The sequence below is a fragment of the Amycolatopsis rubida genome, assembly GCF_900115345.1.
Lineage (GTDB): Bacteria > Actinomycetota > Actinomycetes > Mycobacteriales > Pseudonocardiaceae > Amycolatopsis > Amycolatopsis rubida.
This window is the reverse complement of sequence record NZ_FOWC01000003.1, coordinates 480,190-497,597: the sequence shown is the minus strand read 5'-3', so window position 1 is coordinate 497,597 and position 17,408 is coordinate 480,190. Positions and strand designations below refer to the sequence as shown.

Below are 17,408 nucleotides of genomic sequence, written 5' to 3'. Positions count from 1 at the left end.
TTCCCCTGCGGAAACCTCCGTCACTCCCCCAACGCCGTCAAGCCGCCGCTAGTTCCCGGCGACGAAACTTGGATGACAGGGGACGCACGGAGCGGGCATCATCCGACGCGTGCGCGATCTTTCGGCCCTTCCCAAGGTGCATCTCCACGTCCATCTTGAGAGCACTGTCCGCCCTGGCACGCTCAAGGAGCTCGCGGCCCTCCACGGAGTCCGGGTGCCGGGCAAACCTGCCGTGTTCACCGGGTTTCGGGCGTTTGCCGATCGCAACAGTCTCACTCGGTCGTGTTTGCGCGAGGCCGCGGACTTCGAGCGGATCGCGCGCGAGTTCTGTGCGGACGAAGCCGCGCAGGGGACTCGATACGTCGAGGTCACGTTCACCGCCGCCGCGCACGGGGAACGGCTCGGGGATCTTGGACTGCCGCTCAACGCGGTCCTCAAAGGACTGTCGGAAGGCGGGGAGGAGCATGGGCTGCGATGGCGGTTGATTCTCGATCACTCGCGGCGGCGGTCGGTCGAGCGGGCGATGAAAACCCTCGAACTGGCCAAGCGGCACGAGGAGATCATCGCGATCGGGATGGCTGGCGAGGAAAGGCACTCGCTCGCTCCGTTCCGGGAGGTGTTCGCCCGGGCACGGGAGGCGGGCGTGCACCTCGTTCACCACGCTGGTGAGGACGCCGGGCCGGACAGCGTCCGCGAGGCGATCGAGATCGGTGGTGCTGAGCGTATCGGGCACGGGATCCGCATCGTGGACGACCCGGAGTTGACCGCTCAGGCAGCGGAAACCGGGATCGCGCTTGAGGTGTGTCCTTCGTCGAACGTCGCGCTCGGATTGGTGCCGACGCTTCCGGAGCACCCGCTCCCCCGGTTGATCGAGGCGGGGCTCCGAGTCACGCTCAACACGGATGTCCCGGACGTCACGGGTACCACGATCACCGGCGAATTCACTCGGGCGAGGGAAGTCTTCGGTTACGGCGACGCGACACTGGCTCAGCTGGCCGGCAACGCGGTGGAGGCATCGTTCGCGCCGGAAGAGACCAAAGCGTTGCTGCGCAAGGAGATTGACGACTGGCTCAGGTCGGCAGAAGGCGCGTGACGAGCACGCCCAGCTGCTGCGCGTTGCGGCATTCGTGCATCTCCACCAGTTCCGCGTAGTCCGGCGCGGCCGAATCGCCGGTGCCCCACAGGGATCGGCGTTCGGGGTTCAGCCAGTGGACATGCCGGGCGCGGGAGCGGATCGCGCGGACGGCCCCGAGATTCGGGTCGCCGCCGTTCGTTCGGGCGTCGCCCAGGATGAGGACCGACGTACGCGGGCCCACCGCGTCGAGCCAGTGCGAAGTGAATTGTCCTAGCGCGCGGCCGTAATCGCTGTGGCCGTCCCAGCGGACTACCGCGGCTTCGCTGAGCATGCGCGCGCCCAGCTGTTCGGGATCGGCAGCGCCGGTGTCCACGAGGTGGGTCACCTCGTCGGTGCTGTCGACGAAACCGAAGACGCGGATCTTGCTGAACTGGTCCCGCAACGCCTGCACCAGCAGCATCGTGAAGTTCGCGAAACCCGCCACCGAACCGGAAAGGTCGCACAGGAGGATGATTTCCGGGCGGCCGGGGCGCCGGTGCCGGTAGGCTGGACGCAAGGGCACGCCGCCAGTGGAGAGTGAACGACGCAGCGTTCGGCGCAAGTCGATCTGGCCGCGTGTGGTGCGTTTGCGGCGCGCGGCAAGCCTGGTGGCGAGTTTTCGGGACAGCGGCTGGATCGTGCGCCGCAGCTCGGCCAATTGCGTACGGCTGGCGAGCAGGAAGTCGACGCGGTCGGCGGCGGGAGCGATCGCGTGTTTGGCGATCCGTTCGCGGCCCCGGAGTTCCGCGGCTCGGCGGCGCGCTTCGGTCCGCACCCGGCCGCGGAAACCCTCGACGCGGCGGCGGATTTCGTCGCGGGTGAGCCGGTCGGTGAACTCGTCCGGGGCGCCCGCGGCCCGCATCGCGGCCAGCACCTGGGCGATGAGCGTCTGCGGTTGCAGGCGGTCCAGCGTCTGGTGCGCCGAATATCCGCCGCCGGGGCCGGTCCCGGCGCCGTACTGGCCCAGCAGGTCCACGGCGAGTCCGGCGAGCTGGTCCAACGCCTGGTCGTCGCCTTCGGCCAAGGCGGCGGCGAGTGCTTCCCGCAGTTCCTCCCGGTCCTGCGGCGGGTTTTCGCGCGCCAGCTCCGGAGCGCCGACGGCCGCCGGGAAGTACAGGTCGAACGCGGCGTCGAACACCGTGCGCTGGCCGCCCCGGCGGACCAGAGCGGCGGCGAGCCCTTCGCGGACCAGTTCGCGCTCGTCCAGGCCGAGCACCTCCAGCGCGGCTGCCGCGTCGGCCGTTTCGCCCGGTCCGGCCGGGATGCCTTGCGCCCGCAAGGCCCGCACGAACTCGGCGAGCCGTCCGGTCAGGCCCGGCGCGGCGGTCACGACGCGTCCAGCACCTGGTCGAGACGCAGCCCGGCCCCGGCCTTCGCGATGTCGTCCTGATGCTTCAGCACGACGCCGAGGCTTTCGCGCACCACCCGTTCGTCGAGCGCGCCCGCGCCGAGTTCCAGCAGCGTGTGCGCCCAGTCGACGGTCTCTGCCACCGACGGCAGTTTCCGAAGGTCCATGGCCCGCAGCGCGGCGATCACCCGCACCACCGAATCCGCGAGCGCGGCCTCGATGCCGGGCACCTTCAGCCGGACGATCTCGCGTTCCAGGTCCTCGTCCGGGAAATCGATGTGCAGGAACAGGCACCGCCGCCGCAGCGCCTCGGACAGCTCGCGCGTCGCGTTCGACGTCAGCACCACGAACGGCTGCCGCGTCGCGGTGATCGTGCCGAGTTCGGGCACCGTCACCTGGAAATCGCCGAGCACCTCCAGCAGCAGGCCCTCGATCTCGACGTCGGCCTTGTCCGTTTCGTCGATCAGCAGCACAGTCGGCTCGGTGCCGGAGATCGCGGTGAGCAGCGGGCGGCGCAGCAGGAATTCCTCGCCGAAGATGTCGGTGCGCGCCTCGTCCCACGTCTCGTCGCGGCCCGCGGTGATCCGCAGCAGCTGCTTCGCGTGGTTCCACTCGTACAGCGCGCGGGCCTCGTCGATGCCCTCGTAGCACTGCAACCGCACCAGCCGCGAGCCGGTGACCTCGGCGACCGCCGTCGCCAGCGCGGTCTTGCCGACCCCGGCCGGGCCCTCGACCAGCAGCGGCTTGCCCAGCCGGTCGGCGAGGAACACCGTGGTCGCGACCGCGGTCGACGCGAGGTACCCGGCCTCGGCCAGCTGCGCCGACACGTCGTCGACGGACGAGAAAAACCCGGTGCCCACGTAGCCTCCTAAGCGATCGCTCACCCGCACTGTACTGGGCGGTCGGCACCGCAGGCTTCCCGGCGACCAGACATCGGAGCTCAGCTGGCACACGCCCCCGCAGCGCCGCTGAAAGCCGGATATTCCTCCGATGTATGCCGGGGTGCCGGAGCCGTTTCACGGCAGGCTCGGAATGACCTGATCCACCAACCGCTTCGCGACCGGGCAGGACCCTTCGTTGCTGACGGACCGGTCGAGGTACCAGATGCGCACCGCCGCGTCCGTGCCGGGGATCTGGACCTGATAACGGCATCCGCCGCCGGCTTTCGTGGTGTCTTTCCGGACTTCGTGCCCGCTCTGGGTGCTCGATTCGCTGTGCGCGCTCCAGTCCTCCGCCTCGCCCAGCTCCAGCGTCGCGGCCAGGTCGCCGCCGGTCAGCTTGCCGGACGGCGGGTTCCACTCGGTGCGGCAGCCGCCGACGCCGCCCGCCGCACCGGCCGGGGCGGATTCCGTCAGCTTGTACTCGCTTCGCTGCGGGTCGATCGGCGTGCCCCGCGCGGCGGTCGCCAGCAACTCGCAGGCGTTCGTTTTCGCGAACGTCTCGGCCGGGCCGGCGCCGCTGCATCCCGCTGCCGAGACGGCGACCGCCAGCCCGAGCACGAGCCGGTTAATCATTGCCATGGAACCCTCGCCACGCGTCCTCTTCCTCGTCGAACTCGCGACCGGCCGACTTGTCCCGGCGGACACTGCCCGATTCCGAGACTGCGTGCGGTGATTTCAGCCCCGCGTTGCCGAACGCGGCTTCGATGTCCTCCTGGAGGTTGGCCGTGCCCGCGTTGGCCAGCGCGCTGACGTTCGGGCTCGCGGAGAGCATCGCGCCGCCCTGGACGCGAAGGGTCAGGTAGCCGAAGCTCCCGCTCACCTCGTGCGGCGGTTCCGGCTCGGCGGCCGGACCGCGCTCCCGCTGCTGCCGGAGCCGTTCGTTCTCGTTGCGCTCCCGGCTGGCCCGGGCTGCCGCCACGACTTCGTCGAGCGTCGGGAACACCACGGGACCGTCCGCGTCGCTCGCCGGAGCCGCGGCGGGCGGCGTTTCCGAGGCCAAGCGTTCGGACCTTTCCTGCACCGCCGCGTCCAGCGCGGCCAGGTACGCCTCCGTCAGCGCTTCGCCGAGGAAGGCAGGCTCCACCCGGGATTTCCAGTGGTCCAGGACGGTCGCCTCGACCAGCTTGAGGTCCTCGTCCAGCGTGATCGTGACGACGCCGGTCCGGTCGGCCGCGCGGAAACCGCGCGCCTTCCCGGTGCCGACCAGCACGGGTTCGGCGACTGTCGGCGGCGGCTGCGGCGCCGGGGCCCGATCGAGCCGCGCGCCGATGTCCCGAAGTGCTTCCAGCCCCGCGTCGAGGGTGTTCGCCGAGGCGACCGGGTCGGTCATTGTCGCTCCTCTCGTGCGGCTAGCCGGCCAGGCTCGGCCATTTGTCGTTCGGAAATTCCGCGGCGTCGTACTGGATGCTGGTGGCGTCGCGCGTGCGCCCGACCGCCTCGCTGTACATTTCCACGACCTTGGTGAGCCGCTGCCCCGCGGTGGTGACCAGCTTCTCGACGAGTTTGCCCGCTTCCCCGATGGCTTCCAGCGCGCCGACGATGGTCCCGGCCTCGACCAGGACCGCGACGAACTCGCCCACCAGGGCGGCGAAGGCGTCGCCGAGTTCCTTCACGAACATGATGTTCGCCTTGGCGATGTCGAGCAGCCAGCTGCTGATGTTGTCCGCTTTGGTCTTGATCGCGCCCAGCGCGGCGTGCTGCGCGTCGACGGCGTCGTCGTATGCCTTCCGGGCCGCGCCCTCCCAATGCCCGAAGTTCGCGTCCGGGTGTTCCTTGACCACGCCCTGGAGCTGGGAGGCGGGGCGCTGGGCGTCCTCCAGCCAGGAGAACCCCTGGACGATGATCGAGACGATCGGGGTCGAATGCTCCAGGATCTTCTGGATGTCCTGGACGATCTTCGTGATCTTCTCGTTGAGCGCCTTCATTCCCCGGTCGAAGGCGATGACCGCCGGGCCCAGGACGTACCGCCACGCGGAATCCGCCCATTTGCCGACGAACTCCCGGAACCCGTTGACCATGTCGTTGACCCACTGGACCAGCTGGTCGATCAGTTTCTTGAATTCGGCGGTGGTGCTCTCCGCGTCTTCGCTCACGAGTCGCCCTCCGGAATCTTCTTCGACCAGTCGTTGAGGTCGAGTTCGACGATTTCCTCGTTCTGGTCGTAGGTGTTGGCCGCCTTGACCAGCACGTCGCCGATGTGGCCCATGTCCGGGCCCGCCGTGGAGAGTTTCTGCTCCATGAACTGCTGGAGCTTGTCGTAGGCGGTTTTGTCGATCTGCGCGACCGCGGCCGTGAGGAGGAAGTTCACGCCGTCGCCGATCCAGAACGCCGAGGTGTCGAGCGTCATGCCGGAAACCGCCGTGTGCACACCGGCGACCTTCTCAGCGTGCGGATCCCACTTCTTCGCTTCGGTGCGCAAGGCACCGGTGATGACCTTGTAGCCGGCCATGGGGAGTCCCTCCCTCGTTCGCTGTCGGGGCACCTGGCCTGTCACGGGCGCCACCGCCCGCATAGTACGGAGTCGAATGGGATGTCGCGCGCAAAACCGCCTTTTGCCATCGAACAGGAGGTCACCGGCCTCGCGGGCTAGCATCGGGACGTGACTTACGCTGCCGCTGATGCCCGTTACGACTCGATGCCCTACCGCCGCTGCGGGCGCAGCGGCCTGAAGCTGCCCGCGATCTCGCTCGGGCTGTGGCACAACTTCGGGAACGACCGCCCGCTCACCGTCCAGCGCGACATCGTCCGGCGCGCCTTCGACCTCGGCATCACGCATTTCGACCTGGCCAACAACTACGGCCCGCCCTACGGCAGCGCCGAGGAGAACTTCGGCCGGCTGCTGGCGAGCGACCTGAAGCCCTACCGCGACGAGCTGATCATTTCGACCAAGGCCGGCTACGACATGTGGCCCGGCCCGTACGGCGAGTGGGGTTCGCGGAAGTACCTGCTGGCCAGCCTCGACCAGTCGCTCGGGCGGATGGGCCTGGACTACGTCGACATCTTCTACTCGCACCGCTTCGACCCGGAGACGCCGCTGGAGGAGACGGTCGGCGCGCTCGACCGGGCGGTCCGGTCCGGCAAGGCGTTGTACGCCGGGATCTCGTCCTACAACTCCGCGCGGACCGCGGAAGCCGCGCAGTTGCTGCGCGAACTGGGCACACCGCTGCTGATCCACCAGCCGTCGTATTCGATGTTCAACCGCTGGACCGAGACGGACGATTTGCTCGGGACCCTGGAGCAGGCCGGGGCCGGGTGCATCGCGTTCTCGCCGCTGGCGCAGGGATTGCTGACCGACAAATACCTTTCCGGGGTGCCCACGGATTCGCGAGCGGCGCAAGGGAAATCGCTGAACCCGGACACGATCACCGAAGAGAAGCTCGGCAAGATCCGGGCGCTGGGCGAGATCGCGGCGCGGCGGGGGCAGACGCTGGCGCAGCTGGCGCTGGCGTGGGCGCTGCGGGATCCGCGGATGACATCGCTGGTGATCGGGGCCAGCAGCGTGAAGCAGCTGGAGGACAACGTCGCCGCGCTGGACACCCTGTCATTCACCGCGGAGGAACTGGCCGAGATCGACCAGCACGCCACCGAAGAAGGCATCAACATCTGGAAGCGGTCTTCCGACGGATGACCCGGCGCGGCCGGAGGCGAGGACTACCCGAGCCTCCGGCCGAACTCGCCGCAGACCGTCTCCCCGTCCAGAAACCCTTGGTGCGCCAGAGTGATTCGCCGTGCTTTCGACGGGCGCGATTGCGCTTGCGCGGCCTCGATGCCAAGGAATTCGAACCGGCTCACTTCGTCCGCCGCCAGGCGGAGGGCACCGATCCGCTCGCGGCTCAGCACGCCGCCGTCGAAGACGAATTGCAGGCTGTCCCGCCAGGCGCCGCCAATCGACCACGAGAAGCCGCCCCACCGGCACGTCGATGCCGAGTTCTTCGCCGACCTCTCGACGACACGCGGCCAGCGGTGATTCGCCGTCTTCGACCAAGCCTCCCGGGGATCTCCAGGAACGGCTGGTAAGCCGGGAAGACGAACAGGATCCGTCCGTGTTCGTCGCGGGCGAGCATTCCCGCGGCGACGTTCTTCCGCGGAAACCGGGCGGCGATGCCGGGAGTGCACTCGGCCTCCGGCTCGCCCTCGTCCCGGAGATCGCGCGCGAAAACGGCATCGTCGCCGCAGTGGCGGGCCTGGCCGCCGGCCATGCTCAGCCGCGGGCCGCGCGGATCGTCTCCGCCGCCCACTCCGCCCAATCGCGTTCCATCGCCGCGTATCGCTTGCCCCACTCCAGCGCGAGGCGGCCGTACAGCGACGGATCGCTGTCGTCCCAGTCCACTGCCGCGTCGATCGCGGCCAGTTCGCCGACCAGCCCCTCGGCGAAAGCGCCGTGCCTGCGCAGGAATCCTCGGGCCTCCTCCGGCGTGACCTCGCCCAGGAAGTACACCCGCAGCAGCATCTCGTTCCGCCGCGCCGCCGGCGGCCGCTCCTCCAGCAGCCACTTGCGCAGTTCCGACCGGCCGGCGTCGGTGATCGCGTACTCTTTGCGGCCGCGCGGGCCCTCCGCGGAGACCTTGATCAGGTCCGCGCCCTCGAGCTTGCCCAGTTCCCCGTACAGCTGGCTCTGCGTGGCCGTCCAGACGCTCGACATCGCCGTTTCGAAGCGTTTCAGCAGGTCGTAGCCGCTTCCGGGGGCGGTGGCGAGCAGCCCCAGCACCGCGTGTCGCAAGGTCATGCGCCCACCCTACATTCCACTATTGACATGTGCACGCCGGACGTTCTAGCTTTGACATGTCAGCACAGGAATGTGAGCGAGGGGCACCGATGAACTACCTGAAGAGTTTCCTTCCGTGGATCGCCTTCGCGGTCGTGTCCACGCAGGCCGGCTGGCGGTGGTCCGGGCTGACCGGACTGGCGCTCGCGGGCGGGCTGCTCCTGCTCGAACGCCGGCGCGGCAAAGGCTGGGACACGCTGTTCATCGAGGTCTCCGCGGTCGTGTTCTTCGCGGCGCTGTCGATCTGGTCCTTCAGCGACCCGGCCTCGCCGCTCCGGGATTACGTCGGCGCGCTCACCGATCTTTGGCTGGCCGTGACCGCCTGGGGTTCGATCGCCGCGAAACGGCCGTTCACCCTCGGGATCGCGAAAACCATGGTCCCGCCGGAAATCGCCGCGACCGCGGTGTTTCGCCGGGTCAACGTCGTCATCACCGCGGTGTGGGCGGCCAGCTTCACGGTCGCCGGAATCGCCGAAGCCGTACTGCTGCATTACGCGCCGCACGACACCGCCGGCTTGATCATCATCAAGGTGCTCGGCTTCGCGATTCCGATCTCGTTCACCATTCGCTATCCGCGCATCGTCCGGGCCCGTGCCCAGAAAGCCGCGTGAAGCCGTGGCCACCACCGATTTCCACCTCAAGGGCCATTACGCCCCGGTCCACGACGAACTCACCGCCCGCGACCTGCCGGTCACCGGTGCGCTGCCGCCGGAACTCACCGGGTGGTACCTGCGCAACGGGCCGAACCCACGCCAGGACAGCGCGCATTGGTTCACCGGCGACGGCATGGTGCACGGCGTGCGGCTAGAAAACGGCCGCGCGGCTTGGTATCGCAATCGCTGGGTGCGCACCGAAAGCTTCGACATCCCGGATCCGGTGCTCTACAACGCCGACGGAACCCGGAATCTCCGGTCGAGCGTCGCCAACACCCACGTCGTCACTCACGCGGGACGCACGCTCGCGCTCGTGGAATCCTCGCTGCCGTACGAAATCACCACTGATCTCGACACCGTCGGCGTTTACGATTTCGGCGGCAAGCTCGCCGACGCGATGACCGCCCATCCCAAGATCTGCCCGGAAACCGGCGAATTGCATTTCTTCGGCTACGGCAGCATCACCGCCCCGCACGTGAGCTACTACCGCGCCGACGCCGCCGGCGAACTGGTGCTGCGGCAGCCGATCGACGTTCCCGGGCTGACGATGATGCACGACTTCGCGCTCACCCGGCGGCACGTGGTCTTCTTCGACCTCCCGGTGGTGTTCGACCACGGAACCGACGGCGGCATCCCGTACCGCTGGAGCGACACGTACGGCGCACGGCTCGGCCTGCTCAGCCGCGACCGGCCGGAGGACGGCGTGCGCTGGTTCGGAATCGACCCGTGCTACGTCTTCCACACCCTCAACGCGCACGACACCGCCGACGGCCGGATCGTGGTGCACGTCGTGCGGTACGAGCATTTGTCCAAGCCGCGCGTCCCGGATCCGAAGGGCGTGCTGTGGCGGTGGACGATCGACCCGCGCGCGGACACCGTCGCCGAGGATCCGCTCGACGACCGCGACGGCGAGTTCCCCCGCGTCGACGACCGGCTCGCCGGGCTCGACGCGCGTTTCGGCCATGTCACCGGACGGCACGGTCCGGCGGGTCCGCTCGTGCTCCGCCGCTACGACCTGCACACGAACGCCTCGCGCGAGCATCTGTTCCCGGAAGGGCACGTCCCTGGCGAAGCGGTTTTCGTTCCGGCAGACGATCGTCCGGACGGCGCGGGCTGGCTGCTCGCCTACGTCTACGACGGGCCGAACGACCGCAGCGACCTGGTGGTGCTCGACGCGCAGGACCTCGAAGCGGATCCGGTCGCGACGGTCCGCCTGCCCGGGCGCGTGCCCGCCGGCTTCCACGGCAACTGGCTGCCCGACGCCTGAGCCCGTCAACTGGCGGAGGGCGAACTCTGCGTGCCGTCCCCGGGTTCCGCCCGCCGAGCCCGTATCGTCGGGCCAAGATCTCCTGCCTGCCCTCCCGAGCCGGAAGAAAAGAAACTTTCCTGCCAAAGCGGGGCGAATCCGGTTACCGTGGCAGGACGGAAGTCCGAACGGGAAGGAAACTCAGCAGGTGGCAGGGTCGGGTACACCACCGGTCGGCACCCCGGCCGGGATGCGCATGATCAACCAGCGAGCGGTGCTCGACCTGCTGCGCCGCGGCGGGCCCGCGACGCGGCCGCAGGTGGCGAAGGACACCGGGCTGTCGAAGCCCACGGTGAGCCAGGCGCTGCTCGCGCTGGAGGCCGCCGGGCTCGCCCGCGCGACCGGGCACACGTCCACCGGCACCGGCCGTTCGGCGGTGCTCTACGAGGCGGACCCGACCGCGGGGTACGTGCTCGGCCTGGACATCGGCCGGGAGCACATCCGGGTCGCGGTCGCCGACCTGGGCCGCACCACAGTCGCCCGGCGCGACGTGCGCAACACGGCCCGCTCCGGCAGCGCACTGATCTCCGCGCTGGGCAAACTGGCCGCCGACATCGTGGCCGAGGCCGGTCTGACCAACGACGACATCGTGGTCCGCGTGCTGGGCTCCCCCGGCGTCGCGGACCCGGTGAAACGCTGCTTCCGGCACGCGCCGAACCTGCCCGGCTGGGGCCGTCCGGGTCTGCTCGACGACCTGGAGCAGGTCCTGGGACCGGACCTGGTGGTGGAAAACGACGCGAACCTCACCGCGGTCGGCGAGTGGGAAAGCGGTGCCGCCCGCGGAGCGTCGGTCGTCGGCTGCATCACCATCGGCACCGGCGTAGGCATGGGCCTGATGGTCGACGGCCGCGTCTTCCGCGGCGCCACCGGCGCGGCGGGAGAAATCGGCTACCTGCCTTACGGCCGCACGCGCGTCGCCGACGAACCCGGCGAACCGCCCGCGCGCGGACACCTGGAAGAGGCCACCGCCGCCCAGTCAGTAGTCCGCGGCGCACGCGAACTCGGCCTGGGCACAGCACGATCCGCCCGCGAAGTCTTCCGCCTCGCCCGCGAGGGTGACGACCTCGCCCAACGCGCAGTCTCCGCGGAGGCCGACCGGCTCGCGTACACCGTCGCTTCAGTCGCCGCAGTGATCGACCCGGAACTGATCGTCCTGGGCGGCGGCGTCGGAACCGCAGCAGACCTGCTGCTGGAACCAATCGACCGAGCACTCCGCGCGTTCACCCCGCTCACCACCACTGTGGTGCAAGGCGAACTAGGCGACGACGGCGTCCTCACCGGCGCGATCAGCGTCGGCCTGCGCGCCGCCGAACGCCTCGTCTTCGACCGCCGAGTAGGCGCCGCCTGACGTTCCGTGAGGACCACCCTCATTGACTCTGATTCCCTCAGAGTCCCCCTCACGACCCTTGACCGGTCCGCGATGCGCCCCACCCCCACCGCCGCCAATGCACCTGCCCATCGAGGCACCCACACCACCCCCGCACCCCGATCCGAAGCCTCCCTGCGGGCGTCAGCACAATCGGGCTTCGGGGTGCCCCACGCCAAGACCACGGCAATGTCGCCCCCAGGCGACGAGCCACCCCGCCCCGCGCCCGGTACCTTGCAGGCATGATCGGACTGCCCGACACCATCACCGCCTGCCTCTTCGACCTGGACGGCGTACTGACCGGGACGGCCGTGCTCCACCGCGAGGCGTGGAAACGGACGTTCGACGAATACCTGCGCACCCGCGACGCCGCGAACTTCCACGAATTCACCGACTCCGACTACGCGACCTACGTAGACGGCCGCCCCCGGGCCGACGGCGTGCGGGAATTCCTTCGCTCCCGCGGAATCGATCTCCCCGAAGGCACCCCGGACGACGCCGTCGACGCGCCGACCGTGAACGGCATCGGCAACCGCAAGAACGAACTCGTCCTGAAGATCATCGACGAACGCGGCGTGAACCCCTACCCCGGTTCCGTGCGCTACCTGGAAGCAGCGAAGCGAGCCGGGCTCAGGATCGCCGTGGTGACCTCCTCGGCGAACGGCGAGAAGGTCCTCGACGCGGCCGACCTGTCCCGCTTCGTCGAAGCCCGCGTGGACGGCCTGGTCATCCGCCGCGACCACCTGAAAGGCAAGCCGGCCCCCGATTCGTTCCTCGCCGGGGCCAAGGCGCTCGGCGTGGACCCGAAGCAGGCCGTGGTGTTCGAGGACGCGCAATCGGGCGTCCAGGCGGGCAAAGCCGGCGGTTTCGGTTACGTCGTGGGCGTGAACCGGGAAGACCAGGCCGACGCATTGCGCGCGCACGGCGCCGACGTCGTGGTGGACGACCTCGCCGACCTGCTGGAGGACAAGTGACGGAACTCGGCTACGAATGCGCGCCGTGGGAGCTGCGCTGGCGCGGTCTCGACGTGGATGCGTTGCAGCGCACCGAATCCGCCTTCGCGGTGTCGAACGGACACATCGGACTTCGCGGCACGCTTGAGGAAGGCGAGCCGCGCGGGCTGCCCGGCACGTACCTCAACGGCTTCTACGAACAGCACGAACTCCCTTACGCCGAGGGCGGTTACGGCTATCCGGAGGAAGGCCAGACCGTCGTCAACGTGACCGACGGCAAGATCATCCGGCTGCTGGTCGAGGACGAGCCGCTGGACATGCGCTACGGCATCGCGACCGCGCACGACCGCGTGCTCGACTTCCGCCGCGGCACGCTGCGGCGCGTCACCGAATGGTCCTCCCCCACCGGCAGGCGCGTGCGGGTGACCACCGAACGGCTGGTTTCCTTCACCCAGCGCGCGGTCGCCGCGATCCGCTACGAGGTCGAACCGCTCGACGAGGACCTGCAGCTCGTCGTGCAGTCCGACCTGCTGGCCAACGAACCGGTCGAGTCCGACACGCGCGACCCGCGCGTCGCCGCCGCGCTCGACGCGCCGCTGGTCGGCGAGTTCAGCCACGCCGCGGGCTACCAGGCCGTGCTGGTGCACCAGACCCGGATGTCCGGGCTGCGGGTCGCCGCCGCGATGGACCACAAGATCGAGGTCGACGACGGGCTGCGCACCCGCATCCACGCCGAGGAGGACCTCGCCCGGCTCACCGCCGCGGTGGACGTGCCCAAGGGCGGACGCCTGCGGGTCACCAAATTCCTCGCCTACGGCTGGTCCGCGCAGCGCTCCGCCCCGGCGCTGCGGGCGCAGGTCGAAGCCGCGCTCGCGGGCGCGCGGCAGACCGGCTGGAAGGGCCTGGCCGCCGAGCAACGCCAGTTCCTGGACGACTTCTGGGCCACTTCGGACATCGAAATCGACGGCGACCCGGAGCTTCAGCAGGCCGTCCGGTTCGCGCTGTTCCACCTGCTGCAGGCCGGCGCCCGCGGCGAAACCCGGGCTATCGCCGGAAAGGGCCTCACCGGGCCGGGGTATGACGGGCACGCGTTCTGGGACAGCGAGACGTTCGTCCTGCCGGTGCTGACGTACACGATGCCGGACGCCGCCCGCGACGCCCTCGGCTGGCGACACTCCACAATAGACAAAGCGAAAGAGCGGGCGATCCAGCTCGGCTTGCGCGGCGCGGCTTTCCCGTGGCGGTCCATCAACGGCGCCGAATGCTCCGCGTACTGGCCGGCCGGCACCGCCGCGTTCCACGTCAGCGCGGACATCGCCGACGCCGTCGTGCGGTACGTGAACGCCACCCATGACGAGCATTTCGAGCGCACCTGCGGCGCGGAACTGCTGCTGGAAACCGCGCGGCTGTGGGCGTCCCTCGGGCATTTCGACCACCACGGGCACTTCCGCATCGACGGCGTCACCGGGCCCGACGAGTACTCCGCGGTGGCGGACAACAACGTCTACACGAACCTGATGGCGCGCCGGAACCTGCTCGCGGCGGCGGAAGTGTGCGGACGGCACCCGGACATCGCCGAACAGTTCGAAGTGGACGCTCCCGAGATCGATTCCTGGCGCGCCGCGGCGGACGCGATGGCGCTGCCCTACGACCAGGAACTCGGCGTGCACCCGCAGTCGGAAGGCTTCCTGCAGCACGACGAATGGGATTTCGCCGCCACCGACGAGGATTTCTACCCGCTGCTGCTGAACTACCCGTACTTCGACCTCTACCGCAAGCAGGTCGTCAAGCAGGCCGACCTCGTGCTCGCCCTGCACCTGTGCGGCGATTCGTTCAGCCCCGAGGAAAAAGCCCGCGACTTCGCCTACTACGAAGCACGGACCGTCCGCGATTCCTCGCTGTCCGCGGGCACGCAGGCCGTCATCGCGGCCGAGGTCGGACACCTGCAGCTGGCCTACGACTACCTCGCCGAAGCCGCGCTGACCGACCTGCACGACGTGCACAACAACGTCCGCAACGGCCTGCACATGGCGTCGCTGGCCGGTGCCTGGCAAGCCGCTGTGGCCGGGTTCGGCGGGCTCCGCGACTACGGCGGCCAGTTGTCGTTCGCACCGCGGCTGCCGGACGAACTCGGCGGCCTCACCTTCCGCCTCGCGTTCCGCGAAACGCGGTTCCAGGTGTCGATCCGGCCCGGCGCGGCGACGTACCGGGTGCTCCACGGGCCGCCGCTGGACCTGATCCACCACGGCGAGCGGTTCACCGTGGCCGAGGAGCCGGTGGAGCTGCCGATCCCGAAGCTGGACCCGGGCCCCGCGCCGGTCCAGCCGATCGGCCGGGCCCCGGCGCGCCGCGACGCGTCGAAGGTGCGGCAGTTCGACCGAGCCTGACTCGTGAGTGCTGGTGCCGGTGAGAACCGGGATGGCCACTCACGACGTCCTCCAGCGCCTCGTGCGTGGTCATCCCGGTGAAAACCGGGATGACCACTCACGACGGCGTTTCGTCCGTGCCCGGCACCCGCGGCACCTCGTCGGTCCGGGAAGGGCTCAGATCCGGCCCCGGCGCGGTGGCCACCTCGCCGGGCAGCTCGTCCGGCTCCGGCAGCTCAGGCTTCTTCCGGCGCGCGGGGAACGGCGTTTCCTCGTCGTCGTCCTCGGACCGGTCGCGGGGACGGAATTCGCTGCGCGGGGTCATGTCTCCGGGATACCCGGTTCAGCGCGCCCGCACCAGGGAGTTCACGCGGCCGGACGCGAGCGCTGTTTTCCGGTCGCGTCCGTGAGCTGATCCAGCAGCGTCAGCAGGAGCCCGTCCCGGGTCGACCACGGGCAGATCGTCAGCTTCCCGCCCGCGACCGTCAGCAGGGCCTCCGCGACGACCGCGCCGCCGAGCGCCTGCTGCGCCCGCTGCCGCGAGATCCCCGGCAGCTGCGCGCGCCGCGCGAACGGCATCGCCGACAGCCGCGGAATCCACGCGCGCACGTCGTCCAGGTGCAGCTCACGGGCCTTGCCCGGACGGTCGCCCGCCAGCCGGGCCAGCTGCCGCAGCACCTTCGAACAGCCGACCACCCGGTGCTCGGCCAGCTCGTCCTTCACGTCGCCCAGGGCGGCGGAGACTTCCTCCAGCACGTGGTCGCGCAGCGCACGCACTTGCTTGCCGCGCACCGGCGGTTCGGCGGGCAGCCAGTCGCGCGTGACCGACCGGGCGCCCAGCGGCAGCGACCGCGCGAAAGTGGCCTGTTCGCCCGCTCCGGCGGACAGCTCGACCGTGCCGCCGCCGATGTCGAGCGCCAGCAGCGGCCCGCCGGACGCGCCGTACCAGCGGCGCGCTCCGACGTAGGTCAGTTCCGCCTCCCGGCGCCCGGAAAGGAACCGCAGTTCGACCCCGGTTTCCGCGGCGACCGCACGGACCGCCTCGCGGGAGTTGACCGCGTCTCGAATTGACGAGGTGGCCAGCGGAAATACGTCTTTCACCCCGTGCTCGCGAGCGAATTCCATCCCGTTCGCGACGGCCCGGGAAATGGCCGCGATGCCGCACTTGCTGAGCCGTCCCTCGTCGTCGAGTTCGCGGTCCAGCCGCAGCCGGGTCTGATGCGTCAAGGCCGGGTCGATCGGGGATCCGCCGGGTTCGAGCACGACAAGCCGGGCGCTGAACGACCCGACGTCCAGCACCGCGGCAACGGGTCCTTCGATTCTGCGCACAGCCCGGCCTACCTCGCTTTCGCCCCGCCCGGATTCCCCGGTGAACCCGTTCCTACTCCCGGTTTCGCGTCCCGCGCGGGGAGTTGACGGCATTTCGACGGCGGCATCGACCTGAAGTGCGGTTTCTTCACACTCTCAGTAGTCCGCATCATAGCGGACCTACCCGAGCAGCTCCTTCAGTTTGGCGACAGCGGCCACTCGCGCCTCGCGTCCGGGCTGCAGCGGGTTGACCGCCAGGGTCGTCGCTCCGGCCTCCTTGAACGCCGCCAGGCGCTCCTTCACGTACCCCGCCGGACCGACCAGCGACGTGGCGCGCAGCAGCTCCGCCGGGACCGCCGCGGCGGCTTCTTCCTTCTTGCCGTCGAGGTAGAGGTCCTGGATCTGCTTCGCCTCGGCCTCGTAGCCGTAGTTGCAGGCCAGCGTGTTGTAGAAGTTCTTGCCGCGCGCGCCCATCCCGCCGATGTACAGCGCGAGCACCGGGCGCACCCAGTCGAGCAGGCCCTCGACGTCGTCGCCGATGGCCAGCGGCGGCGCGGCGAACACGTCCAGCTCGCCCAGCCGCGGGTCGCGCTTGGCCCTGCCCTCGGCCAGCGAGGCGCCCCAGACGTCGGCGGCCTTCTCCGGGTGGAAGAAGATCGGCTGCCAGCCCTCGGCGACCTCGGCGGCCAGCGCGACGTTCTTCGGCCCGAGCGCGGCGAGCACGACCGGGATCCGCTCGCGCACCGGGTGGTTGATCAGCTTGAGCGGCTTGCCGAGCCCGGTGCCCTGGTCCGCGGGCAACGGGATCGTGTAGTGCTTGCCCTCGTGCACGACGCGCTCGCGCTTCCACACCTGGCGGCAGATCTCGATGATCTCGCGGGTGCGGCCGATCGGCGCGTCGTACTTCACGCCGTGGAAACCCTCGATGACCTGCGGCCCGGACGCGCCGAGGCCGAGGGTGAACCGGCCGTCGGACACGAAGTCCAGCCCGGCCGCGGTCATCGCGGTGAGGCTCGGCGTGCGGGTGTAGATCTGGAAGATGCCCGACATCAGGCCGACGCGCTCGGTCTTCGCGGCGAGGTAGCCGAGCTGGCTCACCGCGTCGAAGCTGTAGGCCTCGGGGACGAACACGATGTCGAGCCCGACCCGTTCCAGCTCCACGATGTCCGCGACGCTTTCGGCGAACCCGCCCGAGTAGCTGACGCCGGTGCCGATCCTCATCGATCCCTCATTTCCCGTGCCGGTCGACTCTGACTAAGCGTTTGCTCATTATGCGGCCGCTCGGGTG

At 69.7% G+C, this 17,408-nt stretch carries 18 protein-coding genes; 7 read left to right on the top strand and 11 right to left on the bottom strand.

Features of this window, described 5'->3' with window-relative positions:
- The first annotated feature begins 109 nt into the window (after positions 1 to 109).
- A complete protein-coding gene (gene add / locus BM362_RS16635; protein ID WP_093573714.1) occupies positions 110 to 1,093 on the top strand; it encodes an adenosine deaminase in 984 nt (327 codons plus the stop codon).
- Here add and BM362_RS16630 read toward each other — a convergent pair.
- The 6 genes from BM362_RS16630 to BM362_RS16605 all read right to left on the bottom strand — a co-directional run bounded on the left by BM362_RS16630 (position 1,071) and on the right by BM362_RS16605 (position 5,852).
- Positions 1,071 to 2,444 (bottom strand): vWA domain-containing protein, encoded by a 1,374-nt coding sequence (locus BM362_RS16630; protein WP_067581390.1) that lies wholly within the window; start codon positions 2,442 to 2,444, stop codon positions 1,071 to 1,073. The genes add and BM362_RS16630 overlap by 23 nt on opposite strands.
- Positions 2,441 to 3,322 (bottom strand): AAA family ATPase, encoded by an 882-nt coding sequence (locus BM362_RS16625; RefSeq protein ID WP_093573713.1) that lies wholly within the window; start codon positions 3,320 to 3,322, stop codon positions 2,441 to 2,443. The genes BM362_RS16630 and BM362_RS16625 overlap by 4 nt, the downstream gene beginning before the upstream one ends.
- Before the next feature lie 156 nt (positions 3,323 to 3,478).
- Positions 3,479 to 3,976, bottom strand: coding sequence for a hypothetical protein (locus tag BM362_RS16620; RefSeq protein ID WP_067581386.1), 498 nt, complete (start codon positions 3,974 to 3,976; stop codon positions 3,479 to 3,481).
- A complete protein-coding gene (locus BM362_RS16615; protein ID WP_093573712.1) occupies positions 3,969 to 4,733 on the bottom strand; it encodes a hypothetical protein in 765 nt (254 codons plus the stop codon). Before BM362_RS16615 ends, BM362_RS16620 begins: the two co-directional genes overlap by 8 nt.
- A gap of 19 nt (positions 4,734 to 4,752) precedes the next feature.
- Positions 4,753 to 5,496 (bottom strand): hypothetical protein, encoded by a 744-nt coding sequence (locus BM362_RS16610; protein WP_067581382.1) that lies wholly within the window; start codon positions 5,494 to 5,496, stop codon positions 4,753 to 4,755.
- Positions 5,493 to 5,852, bottom strand: coding sequence for a hypothetical protein (locus BM362_RS16605; protein ID WP_067581380.1), 360 nt, complete (start codon positions 5,850 to 5,852; stop codon positions 5,493 to 5,495). Before BM362_RS16605 ends, BM362_RS16610 begins: the two co-directional genes overlap by 4 nt.
- Before the next feature lie 150 nt (positions 5,853 to 6,002).
- On the opposite strand from BM362_RS16605, the gene mgrA reads away from it, so the two are divergent.
- Positions 6,003 to 7,031, top strand: coding sequence for an L-glyceraldehyde 3-phosphate reductase (mgrA, locus tag BM362_RS16600; protein WP_093573711.1), 1,029 nt, complete (start codon positions 6,003 to 6,005; stop codon positions 7,029 to 7,031).
- Here the strand turns inward: mgrA and BM362_RS16595 are convergent.
- Positions 6,945 to 7,568, bottom strand: a complete 624-nt coding sequence (locus tag BM362_RS16595; RefSeq protein ID WP_208865223.1) for an NUDIX domain-containing protein — start codon at positions 7,566 to 7,568, stop codon at positions 6,945 to 6,947. The two genes, mgrA and BM362_RS16595, sit on opposite strands and share 87 nt — an antisense overlap.
- Before the next feature lie 36 nt (positions 7,569 to 7,604).
- A complete protein-coding gene (locus BM362_RS16590) occupies positions 7,605 to 8,129 on the bottom strand; it encodes a PadR family transcriptional regulator (protein ID WP_093573710.1) in 525 nt (174 codons plus the stop codon).
- 89 nt (positions 8,130 to 8,218) lie between these two features.
- On the opposite strand from BM362_RS16590, the gene BM362_RS16585 reads away from it, so the two are divergent.
- The 5 genes from BM362_RS16585 to BM362_RS16565 all read left to right on the top strand — a co-directional run bounded on the left by BM362_RS16585 (position 8,219) and on the right by BM362_RS16565 (position 14,833).
- Positions 8,219 to 8,779: a hypothetical protein gene (locus BM362_RS16585; RefSeq protein WP_067581377.1), complete on the top strand. Its 561-nt coding sequence runs from the start codon at positions 8,219 to 8,221 to the stop codon at positions 8,777 to 8,779.
- A gap of 4 nt (positions 8,780 to 8,783) precedes the next feature.
- Positions 8,784 to 10,088, top strand: a complete 1,305-nt coding sequence (locus BM362_RS16580; RefSeq protein ID WP_093573709.1) for a carotenoid oxygenase family protein — start codon at positions 8,784 to 8,786, stop codon at positions 10,086 to 10,088.
- Between the two features lie 229 nt (positions 10,089 to 10,317).
- Positions 10,318 to 11,475, top strand: a complete 1,158-nt coding sequence (locus BM362_RS16575; protein WP_202505677.1) for an ROK family transcriptional regulator — start codon at positions 10,318 to 10,320, stop codon at positions 11,473 to 11,475.
- A gap of 260 nt (positions 11,476 to 11,735) precedes the next feature.
- The gene (locus BM362_RS16570; protein ID WP_067581371.1) at positions 11,736 to 12,467 is read left to right on the top strand and encodes an HAD family hydrolase; all 732 of its coding nucleotides are present in this window, start codon (positions 11,736 to 11,738) and stop codon (positions 12,465 to 12,467) included.
- Positions 12,464 to 14,833, top strand: coding sequence for a glycoside hydrolase family 65 protein (locus tag BM362_RS16565; RefSeq protein ID WP_067581369.1), 2,370 nt, complete (start codon positions 12,464 to 12,466; stop codon positions 14,831 to 14,833). Before BM362_RS16570 ends, BM362_RS16565 begins: the two co-directional genes overlap by 4 nt.
- Before the next feature lie 97 nt (positions 14,834 to 14,930).
- Here BM362_RS16565 and BM362_RS16560 read toward each other — a convergent pair whose 3' ends face one another.
- The 3 genes from BM362_RS16560 to BM362_RS16550 form a co-directional block, all read right to left on the bottom strand.
- Positions 14,931 to 15,137 (bottom strand): hypothetical protein, encoded by a 207-nt coding sequence (locus tag BM362_RS16560; RefSeq protein WP_093573708.1) that lies wholly within the window; start codon positions 15,135 to 15,137, stop codon positions 14,931 to 14,933.
- A 41-nt stretch (positions 15,138 to 15,178) separates the two neighbouring features.
- Positions 15,179 to 16,141: a Ppx/GppA phosphatase family protein gene (locus tag BM362_RS16555; RefSeq protein WP_093573707.1), complete on the bottom strand. Its 963-nt coding sequence runs from the start codon at positions 16,139 to 16,141 to the stop codon at positions 15,179 to 15,181.
- Positions 16,142 to 16,300: 159 nt separating this feature from the next.
- The gene (locus BM362_RS16550; protein ID WP_093573706.1) at positions 16,301 to 17,341 is read right to left on the bottom strand and encodes an LLM class F420-dependent oxidoreductase; all 1,041 of its coding nucleotides are present in this window, start codon (positions 17,339 to 17,341) and stop codon (positions 16,301 to 16,303) included.
- Between the last annotated feature and the right edge of the window lie 67 nt (positions 17,342 to 17,408).